Annotated in this window: 15 protein-coding genes; 6 read left to right on the top strand and 9 right to left on the bottom strand. The window is 50.6% G+C overall.

Annotation, left to right across the window (positions count from 1 at the left end):
• Positions 1-70 precede the first annotated feature (70 nt).
• On the bottom strand, positions 71-508 hold the full coding sequence (locus tag H8B09_RS07785) for an RrF2 family transcriptional regulator (RefSeq protein WP_191202958.1): 438 nt from the start codon (positions 506-508) through the stop codon (positions 71-73).
• Between the two features lie 179 nt (positions 509-687).
• Here H8B09_RS07785 and H8B09_RS07780 point away from each other — a divergent pair, with 179 nt between their 5' ends.
• Entirely contained in the window at positions 688-1,353 is a 666-nt protein-coding gene (locus H8B09_RS07780) for a class I SAM-dependent methyltransferase (protein ID WP_191202957.1), read from the top strand.
• Positions 1,354-1,439: 86 nt separating this feature from the next.
• Here the strand turns inward: H8B09_RS07780 and H8B09_RS30855 are convergent, their stop codons facing one another.
• The 8 genes from H8B09_RS30855 to H8B09_RS30395 all read right to left on the bottom strand — a co-directional run bounded on the left by H8B09_RS30855 (position 1,440) and on the right by H8B09_RS30395 (position 7,924).
• The gene (locus H8B09_RS30855) at positions 1,440-1,574 is read right to left on the bottom strand and encodes a hypothetical protein (RefSeq protein ID WP_263576125.1); all 135 of its coding nucleotides are present in this window, start codon (positions 1,572-1,574) and stop codon (positions 1,440-1,442) included.
• 92 nt (positions 1,575-1,666) lie between these two features.
• Positions 1,667-2,377 carry a FadR/GntR family transcriptional regulator gene (locus H8B09_RS07775; RefSeq protein ID WP_191202956.1) on the bottom strand — a complete coding sequence of 237 codons (711 nt, stop codon included), beginning with the start codon at positions 2,375-2,377 and terminating at the stop codon, positions 1,667-1,669.
• Positions 2,378-2,404: 27 nt separating this feature from the next.
• Positions 2,405-3,130, bottom strand: a complete 726-nt coding sequence (locus H8B09_RS07770; protein WP_191202955.1) for a LutC/YkgG family protein — start codon at positions 3,128-3,130, stop codon at positions 2,405-2,407.
• Positions 3,114-4,640, bottom strand: coding sequence for a LutB/LldF family L-lactate oxidation iron-sulfur protein (locus H8B09_RS07765; RefSeq protein WP_191202954.1), 1,527 nt, complete (start codon positions 4,638-4,640; stop codon positions 3,114-3,116). Before H8B09_RS07765 ends, H8B09_RS07770 begins: the two co-directional genes overlap by 17 nt.
• A 2-nt stretch (positions 4,641-4,642) precedes the next feature.
• Positions 4,643-5,365: a (Fe-S)-binding protein gene (locus H8B09_RS07760; RefSeq protein ID WP_191202953.1), complete on the bottom strand. Its 723-nt coding sequence runs from the start codon at positions 5,363-5,365 to the stop codon at positions 4,643-4,645.
• 705 nt (positions 5,366-6,070) lie between these two features.
• On the bottom strand, positions 6,071-6,838 hold the full coding sequence (locus H8B09_RS07755; RefSeq protein ID WP_191202952.1) for a DeoR/GlpR family DNA-binding transcription regulator: 768 nt from the start codon (positions 6,836-6,838) through the stop codon (positions 6,071-6,073).
• 89 nt (positions 6,839-6,927) lie between these two features.
• Positions 6,928-7,299, bottom strand: coding sequence for a sensory rhodopsin transducer (locus H8B09_RS07750; RefSeq protein ID WP_191202951.1), 372 nt, complete (start codon positions 7,297-7,299; stop codon positions 6,928-6,930).
• A gap of 418 nt (positions 7,300-7,717) precedes the next feature.
• On the bottom strand, positions 7,718-7,924 hold the full coding sequence (locus H8B09_RS30395; RefSeq protein ID WP_224753403.1) for a hypothetical protein: 207 nt from the start codon (positions 7,922-7,924) through the stop codon (positions 7,718-7,720).
• A gap of 995 nt (positions 7,925-8,919) precedes the next feature.
• On the opposite strand from H8B09_RS30395, the gene H8B09_RS07735 reads away from it, so the two are divergent.
• The 5 genes from H8B09_RS07735 (at position 8,920) to H8B09_RS07715 (ending at position 14,163) form a co-directional block, all read left to right on the top strand.
• Positions 8,920-9,891, top strand: coding sequence for a glycoside hydrolase family 113 (locus tag H8B09_RS07735; protein ID WP_191202948.1), 972 nt, complete (start codon positions 8,920-8,922; stop codon positions 9,889-9,891).
• Between the two features lie 18 nt (positions 9,892-9,909).
• A complete protein-coding gene (locus H8B09_RS07730) occupies positions 9,910-11,151 on the top strand; it encodes an AGE family epimerase/isomerase (protein WP_191202947.1) in 1,242 nt (413 codons plus the stop codon).
• A 13-nt stretch (positions 11,152-11,164) separates the two neighbouring features.
• Complete coding sequence (locus tag H8B09_RS07725) at positions 11,165-12,361, top strand: glycoside hydrolase family 130 protein (RefSeq protein ID WP_191202946.1); 1,197 nt, start codon at positions 11,165-11,167, stop codon at positions 12,359-12,361.
• Between the two features lie 193 nt (positions 12,362-12,554).
• Complete coding sequence (kduI, locus tag H8B09_RS07720) at positions 12,555-13,388, top strand: 5-dehydro-4-deoxy-D-glucuronate isomerase (RefSeq protein WP_191202945.1); 834 nt, start codon at positions 12,555-12,557, stop codon at positions 13,386-13,388.
• A gap of 4 nt (positions 13,389-13,392) precedes the next feature.
• A complete protein-coding gene (locus tag H8B09_RS07715; RefSeq protein ID WP_191203754.1) occupies positions 13,393-14,163 on the top strand; it encodes a DeoR/GlpR family DNA-binding transcription regulator in 771 nt (256 codons plus the stop codon).
• Positions 14,164-14,171: the final 8 nt, after the last annotated feature.

Genomic DNA, 14,171 nt, shown 5'->3' with positions numbered 1-14,171 from the left:
ATAATCCACAGTATATGCCATATATAACGGCGCTGTCAACAACGCCGTGTTCATACGTATAATGTTCTGTTTAGACCTTAAATTTGGCCGCATATTGACCAACTGTATGCTGCTGCATAACAGCCAACATGCTATGATCAAGCTCCGCAAGCAAATCAGTGAACGCTTCCTTCATATGGATGCCAAAAGGATGCGGCCCTGTTGCTTCCTCCATCGTTCTGCACAACTCCCCATTAATCTGGAGCGCCTTATAAATCTCCGCGAGCGTAATCGTATCTGGCTGACGAAGCAGCCGATAACCGCCGTCCCTGCCTTCTCTCGTCTCAATGAGCCCGGCTCGTGCGAGCTGTCCCATAATTCGACGTAGCAGCGTAGCCTCTGAGTGCAGCCGTTCAGCAAGCACACAACTTGGGCACGACTGCCCATTTATCGCAAGAACAACCATAGCCTGCACCGCTAATCCGAAGGTACGAAAGCTCGGCGGACAGCTCTTACGAATATCTGTCATGTGGTGTCCTCTCTCCCCCATCTTAAGTTCCATGCAAGTCGATCATTCACCTACTATAGCGTATCAGCAATGTTTTGACTAGATGGAATCGTACAAGCATAAAACCTAAACAAACCGCCATAAAGTGTTAGTACGCCTACCTATTCCCTCGATCGGCGGCGTGAGAAGGAGGAATCACCATGAATACCGATCCCGCATGGAAGTCGTCGTCCAATGTTGATGGCCAGCAGCATTCGAATCCGACTGACGAACGTTTCGAATTCACAGTACCGTCAGCTTGGTGGGGGCGCCATGAACCGAATGCATGGGCCGGATTATTCGTGCATTCCGGCAGCATCAAGCTCGATGCAGCACCAGGCCTATCTCACACTTTTCGTGTGATGACGCAAGCTGTGCCAGACCATGAGATTGACTACTCAAGCCCGCGAATCGTATCGCTCCAATCCATCGTGCGATGCTTAGATGAAGCTGGGCATACAGAAGCGAGTGCAGAGCGTGAACAGCTAGATTGTCTCCGTTTCGTGCAGGCCGATATTGCGAAGCTGCCTTACGAAGACGGCAAGTACGATATTGTGTTTGGGCTATCGGTGCTGCATCGGTTGCTGCGAGAAGATGCACAGGAAGCATTGGATGAATTTCGTCGTGTGTTGAAAAGGAACGGACTGCTTGTCCTCACATTCGATGAAAGCTTTAAAGATTTCCCTTCCTTCGCGCGGATGGTGCGGGCATGCGGCTTCTCATTCGCCGGCGAATTCGATTCGTATCCAGCAGATGAAACGCATAGCCCTGGAGCACGAGGAAGGTTGTACGCTTTTCGCGCAGAAGAGCAGAATCAATCCGAATAATACGAATGAAAAGACCGTTCCAATCGCAACTGCATGCGCATGTGGAAACGGTCTTTTTGTGTTGCGGTTTGAACATAACGGAATGATTAAGAGCAGCTGCCTGGCTTTTTCTTCTTAGGCAAATTGCCGCTTTCTCCGGTCAACCCTGCGCCAAATTGCTCGACACGGGATGGAGAAGCTGCTGGACCGTCATTTCTCGGCTTGCTGTTGCGACCTGACATGACATCACCTCCAACAGCGCTTAGGATACGCTGCTTAAGCGATATGCATGCAGGTTAGGTTCTACCAGTTTGCAACAATATATATATGACGATTACCTGACATGCTTATGAACGATGTTCTCAACATGCTGCAGATGAACCTGCATTGCATCTGAAGCTTGCTGCGGATTACCCCGAACAACAGCATCGAGAATCTCAGAGTGCTCTCGGTACAATTGCTCCGCAATGTCCCGATTGGCATATATTTCAACACGGCGAACATCACGAATCGCATTCGCCGTCTGCAGCATGATCGTCTCGAACAGCTGCACGATAATCGAATTATGTGTCGCTAATGCAAGTCCTTGGTGGAAAGCGAGGTCAAGTCTCTCGCCTTCCGCATCGTCTCCTGCCGCAGCTTGCATCTGATCGACGATCGACCTCAAATGCTCAATGTCCGCTTCCGTCCTTTTGCGAGCAGCAATCGCTGCATTCGAACTCTCCAGCGACTGCCTCGCTTCGAGCAGTTCAAGAAGTGTGGAGCCTTGAAGCTGTAATGCGTCAAGCGCTCCCGCAGCTTCACTCAAGGGTTGATCCCGCAGAACGCGGCATACGCCGCCCTGCCGAATTTCGATCAAACCAACCGCTTTCAATGCGCTCAGCGCTTCCCGCATCGTTGACCGTCCAACTCCGAATCGCTCTGCCATCTCTTTGGTGGAGGGCAATTTGTCGCCGACTTTCAGCTTGCCGCTCGTAATCATCCCACGGATTTGTTCAGTAATTTCCTCGTAATGGTTCCGTTTCTCCAGCTTCTCGATCTCCATCGGACAAGCCTCCGTTTCTACGTCAGCTTATCCAACGAACAAAGCGTACACTACGCCTGGTCCATGAACGCCAATCGTCAGGTCATTCTCGATATCAGCCGAACGGCTTGGACCTGAGATGAAGTGAATACCAGCTGGCAGGTTCTCTCGGCCTGCTTGATCGAAGTTGATCAGCGCTTCACCTAGACGTGTCTTTAGCCGTTCCACGGGAATGATAGCGAATAGAACGGTCGGCAGCAAACTAACTGAACGCCCTTTGTTCGCAGCAGACACAACGGTGATCGAGCCTGTATAAGCCACCGCATAGTCTGCCACAACAACACCGAAGTCAGCCTCTGCTGCACGAGCTCTCCAATTCTCTTCTTCATCCGTATTCCAGACCGTGATTCGGGCATCTGGCATCGCATCCTCAAGATTCATCGCTTCGAGCTCCGGCTGTCCTTGACGAATGATGTACTTCGCGCTCATCTCCGCAGCCTTGTCTGCAATAAATTGCTTCGCTTCATCGAAGCTGGCAAGACGGGCAACATGGCCGCCTGCAGCCTTGAAGTTCGCACCGAACCGCTCAATCCGTTCCTCCTCAGACCATTCAAACGTCCGCCAGAAATCCGGTGCACCACGGAAAGGATGAGCTGGCTTCTCCATTGGGCGAGGACGACCTAGCTTGGATGAAATACTATCGATAAACGACTTCTGCTTCGACTTAGAGGCCGTCTCCAACTCCTTCAACCATTCCTTATGCGTGTCCGCCATGACTGCTTCCTCCTCCTTGCTTACGCTCTGCAACGACCGCCTCCATCCGAGCTTTTAATGCCGGATCAAGCGTCGCTCCCTCTGCCTGCGTTTCCTTCTGAATGGTCGACCAGCGGTCGCGGAATGACTGCTTCGGCAAACTTGGCGTTACGCGATACGTATTCCAGCCCTTCAGCGGACCAAGCTTGATGCGAATGCCACCATCTCTTTCAACTAGCTTCTGGCCAAGCTGACCGAGTCGGATGACGCCACGCATCCGCTTCGAACCGCCTAAGAGCGTTGAGAAGCCCTTCATGCCGACCGACTCCAGCAGGTTGCCATTGCCACTCTCCACTTTCCGTCTCCGCAAGTAGACAAGCATGTCGTGCAGCGGGATTTTGACCGGACAAGCTTCATAACACGCACCGCACAAGCTCGATGCATTGGCGATGTCATCCCACTGCGATTCGTCCTTCTTCAACGCAGGCGTCAGAACAGCACCGATCGGACCGCTATATGTTCCGCCGTATGCGTGGCCGCCGATATGACGGTACACCGGACATGCGTTCAAACATGCGCCGCAGCGTATGCAATTGAGCAGCTCTTGGAACTCGGGATCGCCAAGCTGATTGGAGCGCCCGTTATCCACGATGATGATATGCATTTCATCCGGACCGTCTGCATCCTCCGTGCGGCGAGGGCCTGTAATGCCAGACATATAGACCGTCAGCTTCTGGCCTGTCGCAGAGCGCGGCAGCAGCGTAGCCATAACTTCAAGGTCTTCGAAAGATGGGATGATACGTTCCATCCCCATCAAAGTAATTTGCGTTTTGGGCACGGTAGATACCATGCGCGCGTTGCCCTCATTTTCGAACAAAACCATTGAGCCTGTCTCAGCAATCGCGAAGTTGCAGCCCGTCATGCCGATATCTGCTTCAAGAAATTTCTCCCGCAGCTTCTTACGAACGAAACCGGCTAGAATCTGCGTATCCGGCGCCAACGTCTCGCCCGCTTCAGCTGACAGCAGATCAGCAATCTGGTAACGGTTCTTATGGATAGCCGGGATAATAATATGCGATGGTGTTTCGCCAGCAAGTTGAATGATGTACTCGCCAAGGTCGGTCTCGATCGCTTCTACGCCGATTTTCTCAAGTGCATGATTCAAGTGAAGCTCTTCGGTCACCATCGACTTGGATTTAACGACTGACTTGGCCTGCTTGCGCTCCGCAATGGCCAATGCGATCTTAACTGCTTCCACATCAGTCTCGGCAAAATGCACATTGACGCCGTTAGCGCGTGCATTGTCTGCAAACAGATTCAAATAATAGTCCAGGTGAGCAATGGTATGCAGGCGGATTTGTCTGCCGCGCTCGCGCCAGTCGTCCCAGTTACCATGCTCTTCCGAAGCTGCTTTCTTGCCGGAACGCAGACGCTCCGTTGTGAACTTGACCGCTTTGCGCAGGAATTCATCATTCAGTGCGAGTCCTGCCCGTTCTTTGACGGTTCCGGGCTTCGTGCTTGCTGTACTCATCGTTACTTCACCCCTTCATAAAGCAGTTCGGCCAAGTGCATCACGCGTACGGGTTTATCCCGGTAACGCAGATTGCCTGCAATGTTCATCATGCACGCCATGTCCAGACCAACAAGCACTTCAGCTTCCGTCTCCAGCACATGATCGACCTTCTCCGTAACCATGGCACCCGAAATATCAGCCATCTTCACCGCGAATGTACCGCCAAACCCACAGCAATCTTCAGCAAAAGGAAGCGGAACGAGCTCCAGCCCTTTGACCTGATTCATTAGCGCAATCGGTTCTTCCTTCACGCCAAGCAAACGCGTACCATGGCATGAAGGGTGATACGTTACTTTATGAGGGAATGTCGCGCCAACGTCGGTAACGCCAAGCACTTTAACGAGGAATTGTGTGAACTCGTAGCTTTTGGCCTGCAGTTTGTTAGCCCGCTCCAGCATTACAGGATCCTTCTCGAATAGCTTTGGATAATGATGGAGCATTCCGATGCAGGAGCCCGATGGTGCAATGACAAAGTCGCTGTCCTCGAATGCCTCGATCAACGTTGTTGCTGTTTTGCGCGCGTCGTCCCAATAACCGCTGTTGAACGCCGGCTGCCCGCAGCAGGTTTGCACAGTTGGGAACTCTAGCTGTACGCCATACCGCGCTAGCAGACGAACCATCGCCTCTCCGACCCGAGGATAGATGGCGTCGCTAAGACAAGTGATGAATAAGGACACTTTCATGAGAAGAAACACCTCGTTTTGCCGCTAATCGCGGCAGATTGATTACAAAAATAAATAAAGTAATGGTCAACATTTATGATATCAGGTTGTCAGACAAGTTAAAAGTAAAAAAGAAGCTCGCTTGTCCGCACGGCTGTTGAACGTATGCGTTTTCAACGTTTCACAGAACTGGTTAAATGAATAGAGGTGCCGCGCGGCTCTACATGACGCATTTCTGCAACTTAATACTGCTTGAGTGGAGATCCATGTCATTGTGCACTTTAGATGCACTACTACATCTAATAGTCGCTTGATGGTCCATGCGCTGCACTTCTGCATCTTATTGTCGCTGGTTGCTCGCTTGATGCCCCATCTTATCTCGAATGGTTGCACGCATGACGCTCCATATGATGCATTTCCGCACCTACATAACTGCTTGGCTGCGATTTCTCCCATCATAGGTGCAGAACTGCACCTATGAGCTTGGGTATTGGCCGTTTCCTCACCCATAGGTGCAATTCTGCACCTATAAGTCCACTTGCCGGAACGCCGGCCACCTTTAGGTGCACTTCTGCACCTAAAGGTCCACGTTGCAATACGCCAGCTACACGAAGGTGCAGTTCTGCACCTACAATTCCACACTCGGTATTGTTCTCGCACTCTGTAGGTGCATTGCTGCACCTACAGGCCCAAGCAGCTCGCCTCACCTCGCGTAACGTCAACCATCTAAACCGTCAGTACGTTAATACCAAGCTCGCCCAGCTTGTCTGCCGTTTCCCGGGAAATGCGGCGGTCCGTCACTAAGGTATCCACTGTTGACAGATCCGCGACATGTGTGAACGAAGTGACGCCGAACTTGCTCGAGTCAGCTAGCAAGAAGACGCGTTCTGCTATGCCAATCATCTGCTGCTTCAAACGTGCCTGCAGCTCATTCGATTCGCTAATGCCACGCTCGAGGTGAACGCCTTTGCCGGACAGGAAGAGCTTGTCCACATAGTAGGTTTCTAATGATCGCTCTGCAAGCGGCCCAACAAACGATAGCGAGTTGTTTGCCAACTTGCCGCCGATCACGATGACCTCGATTTTCTCCTTCTGACTAAGTTCCGTCGCTACCTTAATCGAGTTGGTCAAGACTGTCAGCGGAATATCCGGCAGTCGGGCCGCCATATACCAAGCTGTCGTACTCGCATCCAGCAGGATCCGATCCTTCGGCTCGATGAAGCGAATCGCTTCTTCGGCTATCCGCCGCTTCTCTTCTGCATTCGTAATCTCGCGCTGCGTATATGGTATTTCGGGTTGAGACGCCCCTTCCTGCTTCACGCTTACCGCGCCGCCATGGGAGCGGCGAAGACGTCCCTCTGATTCCAGACGATCCAAATCCCTGCGAATCGTCTCTTCTGTAACGCCGCATTGGACGCTCAGCTCCGTCACTCGCACACTGCCCTTCTCTTGCACCAGTCGGACTATCATCTCATAGCGTTCGGCTGCCAGCATTGCTCGCGTCTCCTTCCCTACTCTTTGGTCATTAGTTCCAATACTTCATTGTGCCTGAAATCGTTCTTCCGCGTCAACCCGCCAGTCGTCTAACGAATGGGAAAACCAAGCGTCGACATTAGTGCATTCTCCGCCTGCGTTGAATCTAGACGGCTGTATTGCACGATAACCGGAATATCACTCGAGACTTCAATCGCGTAAGGAACACCCTTCGGAATCGATTCACTTCCATTGGACAGCAATGCAGTACGAATATGCTTCGTTCTTCTGCCAGGTACAACGTACCCAATATGTTCAATCGGATCGCGGTCTTCAAAATAAATCGTAAATTCCAGCTTAGCCGCTTCAGTTCCGCAGTTGAGCACGCACACCGATTCATGACTTTCCAGCTCACCAGAGCTTGTTGGCGGAATATAACCGTCCGGAATAATCCAATGTGTTGCACCGATTGCTTGTGGCATCGCGTTTCCCCCTTAACAACTTGTCCGTTTATGTTTGATTAAGTCCGTTTGTCTGTATTTTAAAGCATTTACATGCATTTGAATAGTCCATATCTGGACAAAATCAAAAACAAGAACACTACTATCGATAATCAACGGGGTCACACAACTAGATCCCAAGTGAGGATTACATAAGAATTTCAGTCACTCCTGAACATTTCGGAATCCTCTACATCTTATTGCAACAAATAAGCTGCCCCACAAGTTACGTTCCCTAACTCGCAAGACAGCCGTATCACTGTATGTTCGCTATCACTCGCACTCGAAATTCATGCCTTCACGCAATCAGCGTTGATGGGAAGCGATCGCATCACTCATCAGCTGTCCGTACTGCTCCAAGTCCGAATCCAATGCAGCCACCATCGCACTCCTTATGTAATTAATCTCCAACAAGATCAATTGCCGGACGTTGAATCGCATAGACCGCTCTTGTCAGCCTGAAATAAGTAACGGTGATCGGTTCATCTATCTCGAACTTACGAAACGTCTCATCGAACTGATTATTCGTCCGAAACTTGCGAAGCTTCTCTCCGCTATCTGTCCTTACACGAATTTTCCATCCATTATACAACTTCTGCTTATCCACTAACTCTCCATCAACGCTAATGTGATCCTTCCGAATCAGATCAGATACAATGCAGACTACAGATACAAAATGGATTAGACCTACGACAAAATACAGAAAATAAATCCATTCATCTGCCTCTCTTGAATGACTGATTAAAACTGACGCAATTATCATAGCCAGTATGATTAGCTTAGAAACCAATTGTATGGAAAGATGCGTTATGGTTGAAATATCAAATCAACTCCTGCGTTATCGATTGTTCCCCTGCGCATTCCAGCCTGCGAAGTTCTAAGACCCCTCTTGTGAGTCCAAAATAAGTTACGGCTATCGGATCGCCCATCTCCGCTAATAATGACGAGAAACGCTGGAGTCGTCAGAAATGACGGGACAATCAGCCACATCGGTCGATCAGCCGAAAGATTCGCTATCAGCCAAAAAACTGAAATAGCCAGCATGCCCAAACTATTGAACATAAGATACTTTAACTGCTTCATCGTAGACATCTTCGAAATCATCATCATCCCCTTGTCCTCATGCAAATAATTCCAAACGTTCCATATGAAAACTATTACGCGGCATTAACAATAAAAGTTGCGCCGACAATGAATGACGCCTCCTCCAACTATTTATGTAATCATCGTCCTCTATTGTTCCTAACAGTAAGGAGTGCTGACCAATCTCACATACCATGTTTCGTACTAACTACTCCCCCTCCATCCAAACGTTATTCTCAATGAACCAAATTCATAATAACGAAACACTTACTCCCACCCTCGCCAACTTTATTTTTCTTCAAAACAACGAGTAACTTGTAAATTTGTCCGCTTCGCTTCCGAACAGCAAAAAAACGTTGTGCAATATGGTAAAGTCGCACAACTTTCACCCTTTAAAAACGCTTGCAAAACACCTAACAAACCATTAACCTATCGTTAGTGGTTGTTATTATTAAGAATAACAAATGTCAACTTGGTGCGGATCAGGTTTCATTATTCGAATAGAGGAGCGCTGACAGGATGAATTGGAACGATCAAACGTACATTGCAGGCATGACATGGGGTTGGACGGGAACCCGCGGCACTTGGTCGACGAAGGAAGCCGATCAATCCATGGCATTAATGAAGGAACGACTCGGCATTAACTGGACAGCAATCACATTCGCAGCGCTGCAAGCAACGCCTCAATCGACTACCATTCCTTTCACTGAAGCACCTACAGTAACGGATGAAGAAGTTCGACATGCGATAGCTGAAGCGAAGCGCAATGGCTTGAACGTTTGTTTAAAGCCTGTCGTCAACTGTGCAGATGGAACATGGCGGGCTCATATTAATTTTTTCGACTACGATGTGCCTTGTGAACCCAAATGGTCCGATTGGTTCGCGTCTTACACCGCATTCATCCTTCATTACGCCCGAGTAGCGGAGGAATCAGGCTGTGAGATGCTGTGCATCGGCTGCGAGATGGTACAAACCGACCGTCGCGAGACTGAATGGCGCCAGCTTATTCGCGAAGTACGGAGTATATACAGCGGGATTGTGACTTACAACTGTGACAAATATCAAGAGGACCGCGTGCTGTGGTGGGACGCAGTCGACGTTATTTCATCGAGCGGCTACTACCCTGTCGGCGATTGGCAAGCTCAGCTGGACCGTATCGAGAAAGTTGTGGAGCGCTTCAACAAACCGTTCTTCTTCATGGAAGCAGGCTGTCCTAGCCGCCGAGGATCCGAGCATTTGCCTAACGATTGGGGCTTGCAGGGCGAGACAGATGGTGCCGCACAGTTGGAATTCTATGAAGCGATGTTCGGGAGCAGCAGCAGGCGGCCTTGGGTGAAGGGCTTTATGCTGTGGGATTGGCCTTCGATTCTGTACCCTGAGGAACAGGCGGCAAGCAATAACGACTACTGCATGTTCGGCAAGCCTGCTGAATCATTCATACGCAATTACTACGAAGGCGAGCTAGCGCAGCTGAATTACAGCAACAGCTAATCGAGGGGAGGAATTAGGATGACGGCAAATACGGACTCAAACGTTTGGGCAGAGGCATGGCGGCACGATATTCACAGCGAGCTGACGAACAATATTTTGGCCTATTGGATGAATCATACGATCGACCTCGCACACGGCGGCTTTGTAGGTGAAATTGATGATAACAACGAGATCGTTCCTAATGCGGACAAAAGTCTCGTGCTTAACACGCGCATCCTGTGGACGTTCGCGGCAGCCTATCGGCTAATCAAGGACGAAGCTCATCTACGCATAGCGGATCGCGCTTATGATTATATCGTTCAACACTTCGTAGATCAGGATTACGGCGGTCTATATTGGATGGTAGATGCGCAAGGCTCGCCAGCTCAAGCCCAGAAGATCGTGTACGGTCAGGCGTTCTCGATCTATGCGATGACCGAATATTATCGAGCGACAGGCAAACAAGATGCTCTAGATCTGGCGATTGGGATTTATGACTTGCTGGAAACACATAGCTGCGACAAAGCAAACGGCGGCTATTTCGAATCGCATACGCGCGATTGGCAGCCGAATGACATCTCCGAGCTTAGCAGCAACACCCTCCATGAGAAAAAGTCGATGAACACGCATCTGCATGTGCTCGAAGCGTACACTAACCTATTCCGGGTATGGCCTACAGATAGGCTTAGGCAGTCCCAGAGCGAATTGATCGCAATGACATTGGAGCATATCGTCGATCGCGAATCCAGCCATTTCAAGCTGTTCTTCGATGAACGGTGGAACAGCTTGTCCGGTCATATCTCTTACGGCCACGACATCGAAGGAAGCTGGCTCATCGCAGAAGCCGCAGAAGTGTTAGGAAATCCCGAGCTCATTGCAAGCGCGAACGCAACCGCTATACGAATGTCGGAAGCGGTGCTGCTCGAAGGGATTGATAACGATGGCGGCATTCTGAACGAGGCAGACGCCTCCGGCATTATTGACAGTAATAAAGACTGGTGGCCGCAAGCAGAGGCGGTCGTCGGATTTTACAATGCGTATGAACTCTCTGGCGACTCTCGTTATCTTGATGCAGCACGAGCATCATGGGCGTTCACCGACCGTTATATCATCGACCATCAGCAGGGTGAATGGTTCTGGAGCGTAACGAGAGAGGGTATCCCGACAACGGGCAAAGGCAAAGTGAATGCATGGAAATGTCCTTACCATAACAGTCGCGCATGCTTCGAAATGCTGGAACGATTAGAACGCACGCTTGCCCATACGGCAAGCAACCAATAGGAGGCTCATTCCGATGAACATGACCTATACATTAAGACGCGACGCGCTAACGAACCAGTATGAACAGCTTATCGGCCGTACGAATCGGCCTGTACCGCTTGGCAACGGCATATATGAACGTTATGAGCATCCTGTTCTGACTGCCGATCATACCCCTCTGACTTGGCGGTATGACTTCAATCCAGAGACGAACCCATACTTTATGGAGAGGCTTGGCATCAACTGCGTCTTCAATCCCGGAGCGATCTATTTGAACGGCAAATTTTATTTGGTTGCACGTGTAGAGGGCAATGATCGCAAATCATTCTTCGCCATAGCGGAAAGCGATAACGGCGTAGAGGGCTTCCGATTCTGGGATGAACCTATTGTAATGCCTGAAACAGATGATCCAGACATTAACGTTTATGATATGCGTCTCGTGCAGCATGAGGACGGCTGGATTTACGGGTTATTTTGCACCGAACGCAAAGATCCTGACGCTCCGCGCGGCGACCTGTCCAGTGCAATTGCCCAATGCGGCATCGCACGTACACATGACCTGAAGAGTTGGGAACGGCTTGCCGATCTGAAGACAGCCTCGAATCAGCAGCGTAACGTCGTGCTCCACCCTACCTTCATCGATGGCCGATATGCATTCTACACGCGCCCCCAAGATGGTTTCATCGACACCGGTTCAGGCGGCGGCATCGGCTGGGGCTTAGCTGATTCGATCGAAGAGGCTGTTATCGAGCAAGAGATCATTATCGATGAACGTCATTATCATACGATCAAAGAAGTGAAGAACGGCCAAGGACCTGCACCGATCCGTACCGACCGCGGCTGGCTGCATATCGCCCACGGCGTCCGCAATACGGCTGCAGGCCTCCGTTATGTGCTCTACGCGTTTCTGTCCGATCTGGATGAGCCGCATCGCGTCACCCACCGCCCTGGCGGCCATCTAATCGCACCGATAGGCGAAGAACGTATTGGCGATGTATCCAACGTTACCTTCTGTAATGGCGTCGTTGCTCTCGACAATGGCGCAGTGTACATTTATTATGCTTCTTCGGCTACACGCTGCCATGTGGCAGTATCGACTGTCGATCGGCTGCTTGACTATGTTATGAATACGCCCGAAGATCCGCTTCGTTCTTATGCCTGCGTGCAGCAGCGACTCTCGCTGATCGAACGCAATCGTACTTATCTGTCGTCGGAAACGGCTCAAGTCTAACCGTTCTGATCGTCTCTTACTTGTGTCTCTCCTATTTGCTGCTCTTCAGCAATCGCGATTTTGCGATGTTGAGGAGCTTTTTTCGTATAATTTCCGTATTAAAGGGTTGCATTATTCCAAAATGAACGTTAAAGTAAACGTAAATGAACCAAAATAAACTTAGTTAAACCAATTGAACTGGAGGCCTCTTCTAATGGAAATCCGTTATGCTGCACACCCAACTGATGTTAAATCGTACGATACGACGCGTCTGCGTCAAGAATTTCTGATCGAGAAGCTGTTCGTGCAAGACGAACTGACGCTTACTTACTCCCACGTTGACCGCTTCATCGTAGGCGGCGCTTTCCCCGTGTCCAAGCCAGTGAAGCTCGAAGCAGATACGCATACGATTGGTGCTGCAACGTTCCTTGAACGCCGCGAGATCGGCATCATTAACATCGGCGGCCGCGGTACCATTACGGTAGACGGCACGACTTATGATATGGAACCAAAGGACTGCCTGTATGTTGGCCTTGGCGCACAAGACGTTGTATTTGCTAGCGCGGATGCTTCGCAATCAGCGAAGTTCTACTTGAACTCCACGCCGGCGCACAAAACGTATCCAACGGTCAAAGCAGCAATCAGCGAAGCTTCCCCGAACAACCTAGGCGCTCTCACGACGAACAACGAGCGCACGATCTACCGCTACATTCATACGAACGGCATTCAGAGTTGCCAGCTCGTAATGGGCATGACGCTTCTGAAGCCAGGCAGCAACTGGAATACGATGCCTTGCCATACGCACAACCGCCGTTCCGAAGTTTATCTGTACTTCGATATGGCAGCTGACGGCAACGTCTTCCACCTGATGGGTGAACCGCAAGAAACGCGCCACCTCGTTGTTCGCAACGAGCAAGCGATCCTCTCGCCAAGCTGGTCCATTCACAGCGGTGTTGGTACAACAAGCTACACGTTCATCTGGGGTATGGGCGGCGAGAACCAAATCTTCGAAGACATGGACGCTGTTGCTCCACAGGATCTGAAATAAAATGATGCATTCGCACCGCCGCCATGAATTGATCATGGAAGCCCTGCTCGCTTCTCAAGAGGTAACCGTAACGGAACTCAGCGAACGGCTGAACGTTACGGGCAAGACGATTCGCGAGGATCTCGCCAAGCTGGAGGAGAAAGGGCTGCTCATGCGCATTCATGGCGGCGCCGTATTGGCGCATAACGATCAGCTCGGCATCCTGTCCCAGCAGGAGCCGCTCGATCGTCATGCCTCCGAGAAAGCAGAGATTGCTGAGCTAGCGCTGAAGTTGATCGAGCCCGGTGATATCATTGCATTGGATGGCGGCAGCACAACGCTCGAAATCGCAAGACGGCTTGCGAACAAGCCGCTTACGGTCGTAACGAACGATGTGCACATTATCGCGGAGCTTGCCCGCAAGGATGAGATTCGTCTCGTCGTCCCGGGCGGCTACCGCGTTCGCAATATGCTCGCAGGCGCCGAGGCAACCGCGTATATTCGCAAGCTGAACATTAGCAAAGCGTTCCTGTCAGCGACAGGCGTACATCCTGAGTTCGGCTTTACGATTTATACGGGCGACCTCGTCGACTTCAAACGAGCATTAATTGAGACGGCCAAAACCGTGTATGCTGCGGTCGATCATCATAAGTTCGGCCAAGGCGCACTGTTCACATTCGCTGGTTTCCATGAGGTTGCCGCTGTCTTGACGGACGCTGGCATGACGGAGGAAACAGCTGATCAATATCGACAAGCCGGCGCTTCACTTCAAGTGTACGCCGATCAGGAAAGGTAGGAACCTAC

The sequence above is a fragment of the Paenibacillus terricola genome (genome assembly GCF_014779765.1).
Lineage (GTDB): Bacteria > Bacillota > Bacilli > Paenibacillales > Paenibacillaceae > Paenibacillus_T > Paenibacillus_T terricola.
This window is presented reverse-complemented; position numbering and strand designations above follow the sequence as displayed.

What these genes read in the sequence shown, in the direction of transcription:
- H8B09_RS07785 (WP_191202958.1), bottom strand. Translation starts at nt 508, where the DNA reads ATGACAGATATTCGTAAGAGCTGTCCGCCGAGCTTTCGTACCTTCGGA.
- H8B09_RS07780 (WP_191202957.1), top strand. Translation starts at nt 688, where the DNA reads ATGAATACCGATCCCGCATGGAAGTCGTCGTCCAATGTTGATGGCCAG.
- H8B09_RS30855 (WP_263576125.1), bottom strand. Translation starts at nt 1,574, where the DNA reads ATGTCAGGTCGCAACAGCAAGCCGAGAAATGACGGTCCAGCAGCTTCT.
- H8B09_RS07775 (WP_191202956.1), bottom strand. Translation starts at nt 2,377, where the DNA reads ATGGAGATCGAGAAGCTGGAGAAACGGAACCATTACGAGGAAATTACT.
- H8B09_RS07770 (WP_191202955.1), bottom strand. Translation starts at nt 3,130, where the DNA reads ATGGCGGACACGCATAAGGAATGGTTGAAGGAGTTGGAGACGGCCTCT.
- H8B09_RS07765 (WP_191202954.1), bottom strand. Translation starts at nt 4,640, where the DNA reads ATGAGTACAGCAAGCACGAAGCCCGGAACCGTCAAAGAACGGGCAGGA.
- H8B09_RS07760 (WP_191202953.1), bottom strand. Translation starts at nt 5,365, where the DNA reads ATGAAAGTGTCCTTATTCATCACTTGTCTTAGCGACGCCATCTATCCT.
- H8B09_RS07755 (WP_191202952.1), bottom strand. Translation starts at nt 6,838, where the DNA reads ATGCTGGCAGCCGAACGCTATGAGATGATAGTCCGACTGGTGCAAGAG.
- H8B09_RS07750 (WP_191202951.1), bottom strand. Translation starts at nt 7,299, where the DNA reads ATGCCACAAGCAATCGGTGCAACACATTGGATTATTCCGGACGGTTAT.
- H8B09_RS07735 (WP_191202948.1), top strand. Translation starts at nt 8,920, where the DNA reads ATGAATTGGAACGATCAAACGTACATTGCAGGCATGACATGGGGTTGG.
- H8B09_RS07730 (WP_191202947.1), top strand. Translation starts at nt 9,910, where the DNA reads ATGACGGCAAATACGGACTCAAACGTTTGGGCAGAGGCATGGCGGCAC.
- H8B09_RS07725 (WP_191202946.1), top strand. Translation starts at nt 11,165, where the DNA reads ATGAACATGACCTATACATTAAGACGCGACGCGCTAACGAACCAGTAT.
- kduI (WP_191202945.1), top strand. Translation starts at nt 12,555, where the DNA reads ATGGAAATCCGTTATGCTGCACACCCAACTGATGTTAAATCGTACGAT.
- H8B09_RS07715 (WP_191203754.1), top strand. Translation starts at nt 13,393, where the DNA reads ATGCATTCGCACCGCCGCCATGAATTGATCATGGAAGCCCTGCTCGCT.